Origin of the sequence: Sporomusa aerivorans, assembly GCF_041428895.1 — a bacterium.
Lineage (GTDB): Bacteria > Bacillota > Negativicutes > Sporomusales > Sporomusaceae > Sporomusa > Sporomusa aerivorans.
The window spans coordinates 1,881,914-1,897,748 of sequence record NZ_CP156926.1; the positions used below are offsets into that span (position 1 = coordinate 1,881,914).

The 15,835-nt window shown below is 46.1% G+C and carries 16 protein-coding genes; 10 read left to right on the forward strand and 6 right to left on the reverse strand.

Annotated features, from left to right (window positions below):
* The first annotated feature begins 7 nt into the window (after nucleotides 1-7).
* From SATMO3_RS08540 to SATMO3_RS08555, 4 genes are all read left to right on the forward strand, one after another.
* Complete coding sequence (locus tag SATMO3_RS08540; protein WP_371380050.1) at nucleotides 8-595, forward strand: DUF1847 domain-containing protein; 588 nt, start codon at nucleotides 8-10, stop codon at nucleotides 593-595.
* A 61-nt stretch (nucleotides 596-656) separates the two neighbouring features.
* Nucleotides 657-1,388: a FadR/GntR family transcriptional regulator gene (locus SATMO3_RS08545; protein WP_371380051.1), complete on the forward strand. Its 732-nt coding sequence runs from the start codon at nucleotides 657-659 to the stop codon at nucleotides 1,386-1,388.
* Nucleotides 1,389-1,460: 72 nt separating this feature from the next.
* Nucleotides 1,461-2,618 carry a MalY/PatB family protein gene (locus tag SATMO3_RS08550; RefSeq protein ID WP_371380053.1) on the forward strand — a complete coding sequence of 386 codons (1,158 nt, stop codon included), beginning with the start codon at nucleotides 1,461-1,463 and terminating at the stop codon, nucleotides 2,616-2,618.
* Nucleotides 2,619-2,969: 351 nt separating this feature from the next.
* On the forward strand, nucleotides 2,970-4,175 hold the full coding sequence (locus SATMO3_RS08555; RefSeq protein ID WP_371380055.1) for a PIN domain-containing protein: 1,206 nt from the start codon (nucleotides 2,970-2,972) through the stop codon (nucleotides 4,173-4,175).
* Between the two features lie 52 nt (nucleotides 4,176-4,227).
* Here the strand turns inward: SATMO3_RS08555 and SATMO3_RS08560 are convergent, their stop codons facing one another.
* From SATMO3_RS08560 to SATMO3_RS08570, 3 genes are all read right to left on the reverse strand, one after another.
* Nucleotides 4,228-5,409, reverse strand: a complete 1,182-nt coding sequence (locus SATMO3_RS08560) for a pyridoxal phosphate-dependent aminotransferase (protein ID WP_371380056.1) — start codon at nucleotides 5,407-5,409, stop codon at nucleotides 4,228-4,230.
* Nucleotides 5,410-5,836: 427 nt separating this feature from the next.
* A complete protein-coding gene (locus SATMO3_RS08565; protein WP_371380057.1) occupies nucleotides 5,837-6,742 on the reverse strand; it encodes a malate dehydrogenase in 906 nt (301 codons plus the stop codon).
* Nucleotides 6,743-6,762: 20 nt separating this feature from the next.
* The gene (locus SATMO3_RS08570; protein WP_371380059.1) at nucleotides 6,763-7,557 is read right to left on the reverse strand and encodes a TrmB family transcriptional regulator; all 795 of its coding nucleotides are present in this window, start codon (nucleotides 7,555-7,557) and stop codon (nucleotides 6,763-6,765) included.
* A gap of 429 nt (nucleotides 7,558-7,986) precedes the next feature.
* Here SATMO3_RS08570 and SATMO3_RS08575 point away from each other — a divergent pair, with 429 nt between their 5' ends.
* On the forward strand, nucleotides 7,987-9,174 hold the full coding sequence (locus SATMO3_RS08575) for a M24 family metallopeptidase (protein WP_371380061.1): 1,188 nt from the start codon (nucleotides 7,987-7,989) through the stop codon (nucleotides 9,172-9,174).
* A 676-nt stretch (nucleotides 9,175-9,850) separates the two neighbouring features.
* Here SATMO3_RS08575 and SATMO3_RS08580 read toward each other — a convergent pair.
* On the reverse strand, nucleotides 9,851-10,177 hold the full coding sequence (locus SATMO3_RS08580) for a winged helix-turn-helix transcriptional regulator (protein WP_371380063.1): 327 nt from the start codon (nucleotides 10,175-10,177) through the stop codon (nucleotides 9,851-9,853).
* Between the two features lie 129 nt (nucleotides 10,178-10,306).
* Between SATMO3_RS08580 and SATMO3_RS08585 the strand changes: the two genes are divergently transcribed.
* The 5 genes from SATMO3_RS08585 (at nucleotide 10,307) to SATMO3_RS08605 (ending at nucleotide 13,318) form a co-directional block, all read left to right on the forward strand.
* On the forward strand, nucleotides 10,307-10,894 hold the full coding sequence (locus tag SATMO3_RS08585) for a nitroreductase family protein (RefSeq protein ID WP_371380065.1): 588 nt from the start codon (nucleotides 10,307-10,309) through the stop codon (nucleotides 10,892-10,894).
* 134 nt (nucleotides 10,895-11,028) lie between these two features.
* Nucleotides 11,029-11,220, forward strand: a complete 192-nt coding sequence (locus tag SATMO3_RS08590) for a DUF1858 domain-containing protein (RefSeq protein ID WP_371381689.1) — start codon at nucleotides 11,029-11,031, stop codon at nucleotides 11,218-11,220.
* A gap of 55 nt (nucleotides 11,221-11,275) precedes the next feature.
* Nucleotides 11,276-11,833: a flavodoxin family protein gene (locus SATMO3_RS08595; protein WP_371380067.1), complete on the forward strand. Its 558-nt coding sequence runs from the start codon at nucleotides 11,276-11,278 to the stop codon at nucleotides 11,831-11,833.
* A gap of 188 nt (nucleotides 11,834-12,021) precedes the next feature.
* Nucleotides 12,022-12,648, forward strand: coding sequence for a hypothetical protein (locus SATMO3_RS08600; protein ID WP_371380069.1), 627 nt, complete (start codon nucleotides 12,022-12,024; stop codon nucleotides 12,646-12,648).
* A 169-nt stretch (nucleotides 12,649-12,817) separates the two neighbouring features.
* On the forward strand, nucleotides 12,818-13,318 hold the full coding sequence (locus SATMO3_RS08605) for a spore coat protein (protein WP_371380070.1): 501 nt from the start codon (nucleotides 12,818-12,820) through the stop codon (nucleotides 13,316-13,318).
* A gap of 99 nt (nucleotides 13,319-13,417) precedes the next feature.
* On the opposite strand, the gene SATMO3_RS08610 is transcribed toward SATMO3_RS08605, so the two are convergent.
* Together SATMO3_RS08610 and SATMO3_RS08615 are read right to left on the reverse strand one after the other, a co-directional pair.
* A complete protein-coding gene (locus SATMO3_RS08610; protein ID WP_371380072.1) occupies nucleotides 13,418-14,629 on the reverse strand; it encodes an MFS transporter in 1,212 nt (403 codons plus the stop codon).
* Between the two features lie 154 nt (nucleotides 14,630-14,783).
* On the reverse strand, nucleotides 14,784-15,599 hold the full coding sequence (locus SATMO3_RS08615; RefSeq protein ID WP_371380073.1) for a methyl-accepting chemotaxis protein: 816 nt from the start codon (nucleotides 15,597-15,599) through the stop codon (nucleotides 14,784-14,786).
* Between the last annotated feature and the right edge of the window lie 236 nt (nucleotides 15,600-15,835).

Here is a 15,835-nt window from a genome sequence, read left to right on the forward strand (position 1 = left end):
ATGTCGTATGAATTGTGCACAATGTAAACATAATCAATGTTCTACTGTCGGACAAAACTGTACAGGTGTTGGTGTAGAAGATATAATAGAAATGTATGCCGGGGACGATCGCAGCATAATGACGGCTGCTGCCTGTACGGAAGGACGGCATTATATGCAAATGTGCCGCCTGGAAGAGAGTGCGGCTTTTGCGCAAGAACTTGGCGTGAAGAAAGTAGGACTGGCTTTCTGCATTGGACTATCAGCAGAAGCAAAAGTCATCGCGGCATACTTTACAAAGTTTTTTGAGGTTCATTCTGTATGCTGCAAGGTATGTGGAATGAGTAAAGAGCATTTAGAGCTTGAACAAATTCAAGCCGGCCGCTTTGAGGCTATGTGCAATCCGAAAACACAGGCTAAGGTTCTGGCCGATGCCGGTACGGAACTAAACTTTTCCATCGGCCTGTGCGTTGGACATGATATTTTGTTCCAGCGGGCGTCGGTTGCGCCGGTAACTTGCCTGGCAACCAAGGACCGGGTACTGGCTCATAATCCGTTGGGAGCAGTTTACTCCCGTTACTGGCGGCGCAAACTGGGAATTGACGGCGTAGTTTAAGAGACAGTATTTCCGCCAAACATTTGGCTGCGGGCCCTTCGATAACGAAAGGACGGAAAGAATGGAAGCTTTTTTTACCCGGCTGCCACAGGGCAAAATCCTGGACAAATCCAGTGATAATCTGTATATGCGCATTGTCGACGATCTCCGGGAGGCCATACGTCAAGGCCACCTGAGGGAAGGGGATTTGCTTCCGTCTGAGCGGGATTTGGCGAATTTTTATGATGTAAGCCGTGTTCCGGTGCGCGAGGCGTTGAAGGTATTGGAGTTTTTAGGTGTGGTTCAACATGTTCGCGGCAAAGGTATCTTTGTTAAAAGAATTAGGATGCGGCAGGTGTTGGATCACATTGAGTTTATGATTATGGACCCTATGCATGCCCTGTTTGATCTGTTCGAGGCGCGCGAAGCGATTGAATTGCAGGCTGTGCGGTTAGCGGCTGCAAGAAGGACCGCTGAAGATATTGCAGCCATGGAGGCGGCTATTGTTGAAATGCAATTGAACATCAATCTGGGCAAAGATGTAGGGACTTCTTCGGTAAAGTTTCATACCGCTATTGTTGATGCCACTCACAACCAGGTGATTCCAAAGTTAAATGAATATTTACTGGATATGTTAAGCATTTCCCGTCAATATTCACTAAAAGACCCCCGGCGCCATGAAGTTGCACTCGGCTATCATCAACGCATTTTACAAAAGATCATTGCGCAGGATGCTGACGGTGCGGTTGCCGTAATGCGGGAGCATCTTGATGAAGCCCGCTTGGTTATCCAAAACCAATTGGAACCGGAATGACCTTAATTCCGGCTGGTATACCGATATACCAGCCGGAACGCAGCAATTCAAAGGTAACTAGGAGAATATAAAATGATACATAATTTTGATGAATTTATCGACCGGCGGGGAACAGAATGCAAAAAATGGGATACTTACGGGGAAGACGTCATCCCAATGTGGATTGCGGATACAGACTTTAAATGCCCGCAGCCGGTGGTGGATGCCATGATTAAAAGAGCCGAACACGGCATCTACGGGTATCCGATTAATACCCATCAATTTCATGAAGCAATAGCAAATTGGCAGAGAAAACGTTTCGGCTGGGATGTTGACGCAGAATGGGTTGAGTATACTCCGGCTGTCGTGCCGGCCATTATTTTCGCCTTGCGGGCATTTACGCAGCCGGGTGATCACGTTGTCCTGCAAATGCCTGCGTATCACCCTTTTCATCAGATTATTCCCGATAATGGCCGGCTCATAGCAGCTAATGAGCTTCAACTGAGAGACGGGCGATATGTTATTGACTTTGAAGATCTGGAGCGTAAACTAAGTCATCCGCGGGCCCGAATGTTTTTATTGTGCAATCCGCACAATCCGGTAGGACGCTGTTTCACCAGGGAAGAATTACTGACAATCGGCAATTTATGTTTAAAACACGATGTGCTGGTGGTGGCGGATGAAATTCATGCCGATATTGTTTACGGGCAGAAGCACATTCCGTTTGCAACCTTGTCGGCGGAATGTGCGAATAATTGCATTGTTTGTGTTAATCCCAGCAAGACGTTTAATATTGCCGGCGTGCGCACCGGTGCTGCGATTATTCCCAATAAGATATTGCGGGAAAGATTTCATGAGAGTGTCGCCAATAATAAAGCCTATGGCCGTACGGTGTTCGGTACTCTGCCAGTGGAAGTTGCCTACAATGAATGCGATTATTATGCAGATCAGCTCATGACCTATCTACAAGGCAATCTTGACTATCTGCTCCAGTATTTTGCCGAGAGGATACCCGCCATTAAAGTAATCAAACCGGAGGCAACCTATCTGCTCTGGCTTGACTGCCGGGCGCTTGCTATGCCTCCTGACGAGCTGCAAAGATTTTTTCTGGAACAGGCGAAAGTGGCCCTGAACGAAGGCTCAACCTTCGGCAAGAGCGGAACAGGCTTTATGCGTATCAATATCGCTTGCAGACGGGCAGTGCTTGCCGAGGCGCTCAGGCGTATTGAAGCAGCTGTTAATAAAATGTAAGTTTAGATATCTTGGTGAAAAATTGAACAGATTTTTTTAAAATGCAAAGTCACTGTAAGGAGTGTCTCAAAACAGGTCTTTTGACCTATGGGAGGCACTCTTTTTTTGTCCTGATAGAAAGTATAACTTTCGCCTGGATAAGGGCAACATCGGCTTCCACTTTCGCCAAAGGCTCGGCTGAGGCCGTGTTTTCTTTATTTAAGAGAGTAAAAAATGCAGGTGAAAACTAAATAAATGAAAATATGAAGACGGTTTAACAAACTTAAATTTAATATTAAATGGCTATAATTAAGACAAAGTCGCTGCGGTATTCACAAGGATACATTCAAAACACGGAGGAGAGTAGAAAGCGTGCAATCGATAAGCCAGCATATTACTACAGAGACAATACATATAAAGAATTTGTTAACTAATCTTATGGAATGCTCGGAGATTGTCCGCTGGAACTACTCAAGAATCGTAATGGCGGGGGCGGGCGATTACAAGTGGGGAGAATTGAATGAGCAGGGCAAAGAAATACAAAACCAATTACTTACTATGTATAAGCGTTTTATCAGTCTTATCCGTTTCCTGGCAACCGATTTGTCTGATACCCAGCAATGCATTTTAGGATTATCGGCGCAAAAAGTCCTTGGCATCATTGAGCAGAGCGGCTACCTTGTTAGGATGAACAAAGAAGAATTATATAGCGCGGCGTTAAATGCGGTTGATACTCAGTGTAATATGATATCTGCCGCGTATAAAGTGACAGATAACGTTTATATCTTGTTGCCGGATAGTACTACCCTGATTTCCCAGACGGAACTGGGAAAATGGGAAATCGAAGGCATAGATAAGTTTAAAGTAGCATTAATGCCTGTAGTGATAGAAGAGCTTGATAAAAACTTAAAAAATGAAGAGATAAAAAGTGTAGTTAGAAATAGACTGCTGGAGGGGTTCAAAGCCGGCGTAATTATTGCAGGAATAAAGGCGAAAGGACAGGACCGGAGCAATTTTACGGGCAGACGCAAATCAGACCAAGTGTTACTTTGGCTTGATATGGATAATGATGAAGACAGGATCATAGCCTCTTATTATGAATTTGTCAAGGCAAATCCGCAATCGCAAGTGGTTCTTATAACCAACAATCCTGCTTTACAAAAAAAGGCCGCTTTTTCCGGGGCGGCTTACTGTACGGCGCCTCTCCCCAAGCTTGCTGCCGCCAATCCGGTTAAGCCGCAGCAGGAAGTGCAGCAAGACGCTAAACCAGTCCTGGAACCCCCGGCGGCAGTTGCTAAACCTGCCAAGAGTGCAGCACCGGCTGTTCCGCCTAAACATAATAAACCACCCAGGGCCAGGCCGCCTAAGCCTGCTTTGCCGAAAGGGGCTCCGCCAGAAATGAGAGCAGGCGCCGGGCTAATCAAGACTTCGTTACCGCCTGTCCTGCCCGGTATACCTATCGCTCCGCCGCCTAGGCCCAATATCCCCAAACCTAAGCTGGATATTCTTAAACCTGACTTCATGGCGGCTCCCAATAAGCCCAAAAATGGCAAAGCGCCTGTAAAAATCAAAAAATGACACAAAAAAACGCTGTATTTCAACAGAAAAACAGCGTTTTTTTTAATGTAGGCTAACGAAATTCTTTTGCCAGTGCTTCAAATGCGGGGATAGAATTTTTAATTGTGGTAAAGTCCACGCAATAAGCGAGGCGGAAGTGGCCGGGGCAGCCAAAGCCGCTGCCGGGGACTAATAAGAGATTGTGCTTGAGCGCCCGTTTGGTAAATTCGATATCATCGGGAATGAGCGATTGCGGGAACAAGTAGAAGGCTCCCTGCGGTTTTACACAGGAATACCCGAGTTCTGTAAGCTTTTCGTATAAGTAATCACGCCTGTTTTGGTATTCTTCGGTGTTTACGGCGGCATCCAGGGAGTCGCCGACAATCTTCTGGAACAAGGCCGGTGCGTTAACGAATCCCAGGGTACGATGGGCGAATATCAGCCCGTTTATGAATAAATCGGCATTGTCTATTGCCGGGCTTACTGCAATATAGCCGATGCGTTCTCCGGGAATAGCCAACGACTTGCTGTAGGAGTTGACAAGGACAGAGTGACTGAATAGTTTTAGAATCTGTGGGACCCGGGCATCTTCATAGACAATTTTGCTATAGGGTTCGTCTGATATTACCAGAATTTCGGACTGGAATTCTTTTTCCTTGCTTGCCAGTAAAGCAGATAATTGTTTGAGGGTTTCTTCACTGTAAATAACCCCTGTTGGATTATTGGGAGAGTTAAGAATAATGGCTTTGCATTTCGGTGTAATACTTTGCTCAAGGGCGGCGAGCGATGGCTCAAAGGTTCTGGGATCGGTCTGGACGACTACTGGTTTGCCGCCATGGTTTTCAATATAAAACAAATATTCAACGAAAAACGGCGCCAGGACGATTACTTCGTCGCCCGGATTCAAAATGGCTTTTAAAACAACATTTAGTCCGCCGGCGGCGCCGGATGTCATGATAATATGATTTGGGGTCAGAGGCCGGTTGCATTCTTCACTGACTTTTGCTGCTATTTTTTCGCGAACATCAGGATACCCGGCATTGCTCATGTAACGATGCAGGCCCAAGCCGGCGCCGTTTGCATATTTTCTCAAAGCGGCTTTTACTTCGGCTGGCGGTTCGTAATCCGGGTTTCCCAGGCTAAAGTCATATACTTTGTCAGCCCCATGAATTTTACGGAGCTTTTCTCCTTCTTCAAACATGGCGCGTATCCACGAAGACTTGGCTATTTTGTCATGAATATTTTGCGAGAGCATAGTTTCCTCCTATGTAACTTTTTTTACGGATGATACAATAAAGAGCTTATCCGACGACTGACCCGCTTCTTAACTCCCACTTCTACAAGTGGGCACAGGCGAGCGGCTAAGTTCCTGGATAAGGGCGACTAACCTTCAGCTGGGGCTAAAGCCCTACTGAAGGTTAGTCTGCTTTATTATGCTGGCAATGAGTTCCTTAGCCTAGTTTACAGCAAGATTGCGCAAAAAAGCAACCCGTAAATTTAGCTGTTAACCTGTGTGTCTCTAAGGCAGACAGTCTGTGGGGATTATTTTGCTGGTGATATTCCTGGGAATTAGCTGTTTGAAAGTGATAAAAACGACAGGCGACAAGAGTTAAAGAGGCTTATATACTAAAAAAACCTGCTACCAGCATTTCGCTGAGTAGCAGGGTTATCCATTAAGAACGTCAGACCGCTAATTCGCCGACAGATGCCAGGATAGTAGCTACTGAATGCTCGAAAGCAGCTTTTTCCGAAGCTGACATAGGGATATCAAGGACCGGTTCTGCGCCGTGCCTGCCAACTACAGTGGGCAGACTAACGGCAACGCCATGCTTGCTGTTATAGGTGGCAACAGACAAAACCTGGCGACTGTCGTTTACTATGGCCTCCAGGATTGCACAGGCAGACGCGGCAGGAGCGTAGACTGTGCCTCCTTTCAAGGCAATAACTTGTCCTGAAGCCGTTAGTACTTCCCCGCAAATGTTGCTTACGGCGGTTTCGTCATAGGTGGGGAGGGTAGTTAAGGGGATGCCTTTGATGCTTATATTTGCTGTCAAGGGAACCATGGTTTCGCCGTGTTCGCCAATGACATAGGCGTCGATATCGCGGGCATCCACATTGAAGTGCTGCGCCAGATAAGAACGGTAACGGGCGGTGTCCAGAACAGTTCCCATACCGATAACCCGTCCGGCTGGGAGTCCGGAAACCTGATAAGCAAGGTGCGTCATGACATCCAGCGGGTTGGTAATCATCAGTAATATACAATGGGGGCTTAGCTTAACTACCTCTTTTACAATATCGGCAATTAAACTTGCGTTACGGGAAAGTAGCATTACCCGTGGCTCATCGGCCCGGCGAGGGATACCGGCGCTGATAACAACGATGTCTGAGTTGGCCGTATCTTTGATTTGGCCATGTCTGATGCGGGCCTGGGGGCAAAAAGCCTGGCACTGCAGGGTATCGAGCGCTTCACCGTGAGCCTTGTCAGCGGAGGCATCTGTCAACACAATTTCCTGAGCCAGTCCCTTTAATGCTGTTGTATAAGCGACTGCCACTCCTACTTTACCGCTGCCAATAAAAGAAATCTTCATAGTGTACTCCTTTGCATCTGTTATTTTTTCTGCTGTAGCCTCTGTAAAATATCCTGTTGGCGGCAAATGGCATCATACCGCTCTTGGCCAATCTCGCTTACCAGCACATTGACGATAATGTCATGTGTGACATATTCTTTTGTGACCAGCACTAATGATGGTGTCTTGGTCCAAACGCCTGTGGAATGACCGGCAGTACTTAATCTGCCAATGACTACTTCGGTATCGTCGGTGATGATAGTACAGAGCTTGGCGCCTACTCGCTGGTACGCATTTTGGCTGCATACTTCCAGATTGACTGTCCGGCTGGCCGCAACCTCGCAGTCCCCAAAGGTGGCAGCCACGACATATACGCCTCGCTTTACGGCTTTGGCCAGACTGGAATTAAGAAAAGGTATTTGTTCAGGCCAGAGAGAAGCATATATTTCTTTTTTGGCCTGGGTGATTAATTCATCTATTTTCGCATTAATCCCATCAGTTCCTTGCAAGTTCCAGGTGAGATCAAAAGCATCCATGGGGGGAACAAAAGCCAGGTCAGTCAACAGCGACTGAATGTTTTTCTGCAGATCTTGCTCCATACGGGAAAACAGGATGTCAGGCTGTACCGGATAATACAGAACCGGCTCACACTGGCTGTCAAGCACGGCGCCGCGGTTTTTTAATTTGGTGAGCACTTCATAAATTTTTGATGGTGGAATTTCGGACAGCTTACTGATTTCATAGCCTTTAGCCGGAAATCGCCGCAGCAAGGCATAGTAGGCTTTGGCTTCGTAAGCGCTAAAGCCTAGCGACTCCATTCTTTTTAAAACATTCATGCAAGTCACTTCCCTTTCCTATATACTACTATGGTAGTGTATAGACGACAATATACACTGAGGTCGGGTGAATAAACTTTTATATAGGAAAAGGTTAGCAGGCTGAAAAGTGCCTGTAAAACTTTAATGCGTTGGATATAGTATCATGATAGAATCTAACATATATGCGAAAATAGCAATACGGCGATTTTCTGTTGCGGATTCGGCTTAGGATACAGGATAGATATGATTTTGGAGGCTTAGCGGCATGATTAAAATCCTTTTATTTGCGCATGAGATCATGCTCGGCCAATAATAAATGTGCAGAGAGTTGCTTAAACACCGGGCGGAAGGAATTAGCAGGATATCCCTGGAAGATATACTGTAATACACTCTAAAGTTAATCATTGGGTGGCACGAATTTGTTTGATTTGAATGGAGGAAAGTACAATGAACGTTACCCCGGAATCGGAAATTAAGGCTAGAATTGAGCGTTTTCAAAGCAGCTTACAGGCCAAAGAAATGCCGGGAGCCATTATTTTACTCAACAGCGACCTGTTCTATTTTACCGGCACAGTGCAAAATTCGGTTTTATATATTCCTGCCAGCGGCGAACCTTTGCTGATGGTGAAGAAAAGTGTAAGCCGGGCTCAGCAGGAATCACCGCTGAAAAATATAATTCCCATTAAAAGTCCCAAAGAAATTGCCGGGATTATTGCAGAGGCTTCTGGTACAAGCCCGGTGAAGCTTGGCCTGGAATTAGATGTGATGCCGGTCAATTTGTATAATACCTATAAAAAAATATTCCCTAATGCCGAATTCAGCGATATTTCCCCGGCGGTGAAAGAAGTGCGGGCGGTAAAGTCAATCTACGAAATAGGCCTTATCCGCCAGGCGCTTGGTGTAATCGATAAGGCATTTTCCGCTATTCCGTCTTTTCTGCGGGAGGGCATGCTGGAAATTGAATTAGCTGCCTGTTTTGAAGCGGAAATGCGTAAGCGCGGTTACTCAAGCTGCTGTAAAATGCGCGCTTTTAATCAGGACTTCTTCTTCGGTAATCTCTGTACCGGCAGTAGCGGCGCATTTCCAAGCTTTTTCGACGGGCCGGTCGGAGGCATGGGGGTTAGCCTGTCCCAGCCGCAAGGCGCAGGCTGGAAAAAGATCAACCGTAATGAAGTAGTCTATGTCGATTATACCTGTGTGATTGATGGCTATACGGGTGATCAGACCAGAATCTTTTGTATCGGCGAACTCAGTCCGAGACTGGTAAAGGCATACGAAGACGCCTTGCTGATTGAAGCAGAAACCATTAAAGCTATGAAACCGGGAACTCCCGCCGAGGAGCCCTATCTATTAGCGGTAAAATTAGCTGAAGAATTGGGCTACAAGGATAGTTTCATGGGCTATAAAGACGATCAGGTGAAATTTATTGGTCATGGAATCGGCCTGGAGCTTGATGAATGGCCGATCATGGCCAAGGGGCTTGTTGCACCTATAATGCCGGGGATGACTTTTGCCCTGGAACCTAAGTTTGTATTCCCCGAAGGGGCCATTGGCATAGAAAACAGCTATGTTATGACTGAAAAAGGTCCTGAATCCCTCAGTATCACGCCGACCACCATTACTTATCTTAAGTAATGCCGCCGGATGCGTACATACGCATCCCAAAAACATGGGGACAGGGACACTGTTTCGCGTGCTCAAATCAATTGTGCGAAACAAAGTCCCTGTCCCCGTGTTTTACGCGTGCTCAAATCAATTGTGCGAAACAAAGTCCCTGTCCCCGTATATTTTAAAAAGTTTTTTCCATATATTTCATGGTATCAGATATTTAAGTTGGCAGATACTATGAGTGTAAAGGGTTCGTAATGGTTGAGCCAAGATTGGTGTCGGGTCTCACAAGGGCTCGGCATTAGTCGGCCAAAGATTGGCGTCGGGTCCGTGAGGGTTCGGCGTTAGTCGGCGGGAAGACTGGCATGGGTCTTGAAAGGCTGTACGGTAGCCCAACTGTTGCCGTGTGGTCCCAAGGGATTTATGTCGGTCGAGCTAAGACTGCTATGGGTTGTGAATTATACGGGTCGTTTGCAGTCGGGAGATTGCAGGCGGTTCAGTAGCTATCTGTGGTAGTCGAGCAAAGGTTTGCACCGGTTGTGTAATGCTTGTGGGTAGGCGAAAGTCTGCGTATAGGTATGTAATGATCGATGTAGGCTGTAGCGTAGATCATTGCGGGCTCTTTACATTATACGTAAGCCTTTAGCTGCTCAATTGTGAGCGGCTTTTATATTTGTGTGAGGTATATTTTTGTTAAAAAGATTCAGCGACTCTTCAGATAACCCTTGCCCCAGTCGCATAAGACGTTTAAGACAGGTATAAAGCTTTCGCCAATTTCCGTCAATGAATATTCAACTTTGGGCGGAACTTCTTTATAGACTTCCCGGTGAACCAGCCGGTCTTGTTCCAGCTCCCGCAGCTGGCCTGTGAGTATTCCCTGAGAAATCTCCGGTAATAGCCTTTGTAATTCATTGAAACGTTTTTTGCCCTGGCGCAAATGAGATAAAATCGGTAGTTTCCATTTGCCGGCGATAAGATTTTGGACAGCCAGCACCGGACAATCGCCTTCTTGATAACGTACTCTTGACAAATTCTTTCCTCCCTCTAATGGTACTATTTTTAATAGTATATACTAAAAATATGCGTACTTGCAATTTTGTTCATATAAAGATAATCTTTTGTTAGATGGCTAGAAAACTGACAAAGGAGTGACGTACATATGGATTTTTTTGAGGTAATAAATAAGCGGCGGTCAATTCGCAAATTTAAGCCTACCCCTGTTGCCAGAGAAAATATCATCAAGATTCTGGACGCCGCCAACTGGGCTCCGTCTGCCCTGAATTTGCAGCCATGGGAGTTCTTGGTGGTGACTGGCGATAAGAAAAACCTGCTTGGAAATAATTACGGGAAGATTGTTGATAATTACACGAAAGACTGGGATGAAGCTCCTGACAAAGCATTTATGCCCCGTCGGGAATTTATGCAATTTGCCCAAATTTACGGAGGCGCCCCGGTTATAATCATAGTTTTAGTCGCGGCTCATGCTGATCCGGTTTACCAAAAGGCTTTGCTTGAGAGTGCCAGTGCGGCAATGGAAAATATGCTGCTTGCCGCTACCGCACTGGGTTTAGGCGGCTGCTGGATGACAGGCCCGCTGGAAGGTGAAACATATCTGCGCGATGTACTGGAAATTTCATCAGATAGAGAAATCGTTGCCATTACGCCAATCGGTTATCCGGAAGTCATTCCTAATCCCCGGCCGCGGCTGGATCCGGCTTTAACCCAAAAGGTCAGATGGCTGAGTTAGCAGTGGCGGTATATATTTAGATACTAGGATACAAATAAGTGCGTACTTGTTATTTTTGATAATATTAACTATTATTAGAACAGGCAGTAATCTGGAGATGCAAGTACCTAATATCTGTGAAGGGAAGGTAGATAATCATGATTACAAAAGAAATGGGCATTGGTGAGGTCGTTAGTCAATATCCGCAGACGGTAGAAGTATTCCGTAATTACGGTATGGGCTGTTTTGGCTGCGCTGCTGCACGTTTTGAAAATGTTGCCCAGGGTGCGCAGGCGCATGGGATTGATATTGATGCATTAATGGCTGCTTTGAATAAAGTGATCTAAAACAGTAACCCAGGATAAAGCGTGGAAGGTGTTGTATGGTTTGGAGGTCATGAGAGTGCAAAAAATTGTTGCTATTAATGGGAGTCCGCGTGCGCAGGGGAGCACGGCTGCTCTGGTGGATGCGATCTTAAAGGGCGCCGGGGAAAAAGGTGCGCAGGTCAAAACGTATAATGTAAATACCATGAACATAAAAGGCTGCCAGAGCTGTTATGCATGTAAAACGCAGGGCCATTGCGTTCTGCAGGACGATATGCAAGAGTTATATGAGGAAATTGCCACTGCCGGCGGCATTATTTTTGCCACACCGGTATATATGTGGCAGATGACGGCGCAGTTAAAACTCGCGGTTGACCGTTTGTACCCTTTTCTTAAACCCGACTATTCCAGCTATCTGACTCCCGGCAAGAAAGTTCTGCTGGCCGTTACCCAAGGCAGACCGGATACGTCCATGTTTCACCACTATTTTGAGCATATGGGCAAAACGCTTTCGTTCCTTGGCTTTGGCGACTATAAGATCCTTATCGCCGGGGGAACACGCAAACCGGAAGATTTGCTCAGTCAGCCTACGGTTGTGGCAGAAGCCCGGCAATTGGGTGGTTGGCTTGCCGAGTAGCTTTCTGGCAAAAGATAACGATCAGGAGACGCGAAGAGCGTCTTCTGATCGCTTTTGATATATGTGTACACCTTACTTAGACTAGCAATTTTTGTGAACGGCTTTCTAAATAATTTCTAAAAGTTATTAATTATAATAACTACATAATAACCCAAAACATTAAAACTAGACCGGAGATGAATCAAAAAATGAAAAAGGTTATTATGTCTGTACTTGCCTCACTGGCGTTCGCCAGCACTGCTTTTGCAGCCGCACCAGGAATGGACGTAGCCGCAGGGCAAACCCAGCTTGGCTACTCCTACAATCATTTGGACACAAATGCAGAAGGCCTTGGTGAGCTGGGTTCTTTTAACGCCAATAGTTTTCAGGCTGCTTACGGTTTGAGCGATAAGTTTGCGCTTACAGGCGATTATCTTGATTCACAATCGAAAAGCTATTACTACGGCGGGGGCTACTCGCTGGACGACTTAAATTATAATACCAGCCAAATTGGGCTTCAGTACAAGCTAAATAAAAACCTGGCTCTTTCTGTTGGTAATGTAAGATCAGAAGTCAATGCAACTGACAATAACTATGCTGTTTCGGCTTCTACCAATGAAATGTTTGGCGGTGTGGCCTATAAGGCCGCTATCAATAACAATATGGACGGGTATGCGTCCTATATTCGCTCCAGCAACGTGCAGGACGGTAAGGTTGGTATGAACTATCGCCTTAACGACAATGCGTCAGTTGATTTAGGCTACCGTTACTTTGAAAATGATGGCTTAGGTATTAAGGCCAAAGGTGCTAATGTTGGCGTAAACTATAAATTCTAACTGAATAATGATATGAGACTAATAAGCAGCACTTATTGGTCTTATTTTTTTATCCCTTAAAACACGGGGACAGTGTTTTGTTTGTGGAATTTATCAGCATGATTTCATTTTGGTGAATGGTATCATCAATTGCCGGGAAAGCTATGGAAAAAAGCCGGGAGGCAGACAGATGACTTTACAATTGAGCCAAAAAGAAAGACAGCTACTGCAAGATCAACAGTCCCATGAGAAGGTTTGCATTCAGAAGTATCAAAGTAATGCGCAACAAGCGAGCGATCCTCAATTGAAACAATTATTTCAATCCTATGCCCAGCAGGAGCAGCAGCATTTGAACACAATCAACTCCATTTTAAATGGTCAGGTACCTGCTATGAACCAAGGGCAGCAGGGACAACAATCACAACAGTCACAACAATCGCAAACCGCGCAGCAAAGCAGCAGCCAGGCGACTTCAGCAACTGCTTCAACAGCAGCCAGTCAGGCTGACTCAATGCTTTGCAGTGATATGCTGATGACAGAGAAGTATGTTTCCGGCGCTTATGATACCGCTATTTTTGAATTTGCAGACGCAAACGTTCGTCAGGTATTAAACCATATACAAAAAGAAGAACAGCAGCATGGTGAGGGAATCTATAACTACATGAGCAGCAAAGGCATGTACAACGGTTAAAAACCTTTAAGACGCAGGAAATGTGTATGACAACTCCATAAGTCTCTCAGATACAGAGAAACACTGGTATTTGCTTAAATGCCAGTGTTTCTTATTTTTCTAGGTACTTTCATCTGTTTTCATTGCATAAAGCGCGGATTCCGCCTGAACACGCAAGAGTAGTACAATAGCGATAACGGGTCCCAGTGCCAGAATCCACCATACATAGCTAAAGTTGCCGGTTAAGTCCAAAACCAGGCCGATGAACAACGGACTTACGAGCGATGCCAGTTGAAACAGAAAATTGGACACGCCGTTGGCGGTTGCTGCCAGTGTCAGGCCGGCAAATTGAGAAATCATAACCGTAAGCTGGGGATTTACCGCATACGAGGTAAATCCGGCGGCAAAGCCGGCAATACACAGCGCAGTAAAACTGGTTTGACTGCCAAATAAAATTGTGACAGGAATCGTCACGGTCAAAGCGAAAAGTGCCAGCCAGCTCCGGTTACCAATTCTATCGGAGATGACACCGGACAGGAGCGGCGCTATGACTCCGCCCAGTCCATAAAGGGCCATGACGCGCCCGGCTTCGTTTACCGTAAAACCAAGACCTTTGATATATACGTTGGCCCAGGTCGCGATCCCTAACTGCAGCCACATCAGGCAGAAGCCAGCGGCAGCAGTCATTATCAGCAGCCGGTTGCTAAAAATGTACCGGAGGCCGGTTAAAACATTTTCCGCCCGGGATTCCGCATCCCGGTTAGATTTCATAAATGCCAGGACCAGCAGGCCGGCGGCAAAGGTCAAGGATCCGACAGACTGAAAGGCGCCGTGCCAGCCCAGTGCTTGATTTAAAGGAGGCACCATTATATTGGTCACGAGTATGCCGCCGGATGGGGCGGCAAATAAAATGCCGAACGCCAGTCCCTGCTCTTTGGGCGGGAACCATTCGACCAATGCACGCGAGCACGAGGCAAAAACGGCCCCGGCGCCGAGTCCGGCCAGTATCCGCAAGGTAAAGCCTACCTCATAGCTGCTGATCAGTGACAAAGACATGGTTGCCAAACCTTCGGCAATCAGACTGAATGCTAAAATCATTCGTACGCCGAACCTGTCAGCCAGCATCCCGGCCGGTATTTGCGTCACCACATACCCCAGATAAAATGCACTCATAAAAGCTCCGGCCTGGCTCATAGTCATTCCTAATGCCGGCACAACAACCGAGATTAATGGCGGCCAGGTAAACCGGGTTACAAAAGTAAACAAAAAACACAATGCGCATAATACTAAAATGACCCACCGATACTGCGAATAACAAGCGCCGTTTTTCATTGAATCACCCAGCCTTATAAAAATAAAGTATCTGTCAAATGATAGCAGACGCCTTCAAATTTCTACACAGCTAACCGTTTAGATGTGTAGACATGTTGACTCAAAAATAAAAACCTATTTTTTAAGGTTACGGAGATTTACCAGGGTAATTAAATTATACTGAATCGGCTATCCGTTCTACTTCATTGGCAGTAGCAGTTAACTCCAGCATGGTTTTTCCTATCTGCTCGGTAGCGATTGCCTGATGATCGCTCAACTGGGCAGTACTGACAATGGTAGCAACGACTCCTATCACTTCAGTTTGAATGTTTTGCAGAATTTTTTTGATGTCGTTTACCGATTGTGCACTATTTACCGCCATTTTGCGTATCTCATCCGCCACTACGGCAAACCCTCGGCCTTGCTCGCCGGCGCGGGCGGCTTCGATAGCAGCGTTAAGACCAAGTAAATTCGAGTTTGAGGCAACGTCACTGACAAAGCGCAGTATTTCATCTGTTTTGTTTATTTCGGCGATAACGCGCTCACTGCCGGCTTTTACTTTGCTCAAATCGTGGGCCAGACGGGTGGCGGACGCCGCCAGTTCTTCGGTAGTAGCAGTCATTTCCTCGGTGGTTGCGGCTATGGTGTGGGCGGCATTATGCAAAGCCTCTTCCGTCATTAAACTGATCGCCATGCCGACTACACCGGATAATGTCCCATCTTCCTCAAAAACCGGTCTGACAATAGAACGTAATTTTACTCCATATAGGTTGTGGGGAATTAATGTTTTTACCACTTTCCTTGTGGCAATGCAATTTTTGACCGAGGTTCCTGGCGCCGGTTCGCCTATTGTAACATTGGCCCTAAATGTTTCTGCCTCGACATAGTGGATAATGATTCCATCCGCATTGGCCACCAGCACAGAACAGTCAAAAGCATTGAGATCCCGGTAGAACTTGGCGGCAGCAACTACTGCTTCTAAATTGGTCATAGGCCATTCCTCCTAATTGTTTTCTCAAATTTTCGACATTTTAGAAATAATCCCTGCCACTTAATTGGCAAATCAGGCTCCTTATTAGTGAAAATTGCGAAAATGGACCAAAAGTCCTAGTAATTTTATTTTTTTCTGGGACTTTTGTCACGGTAAAACAAGTAAGACTGGGTATTCAAGTTCTATACAGGCTATCCGGTGACTATTTTTGGCAGGATTTTAGCATGTGGTTAGCG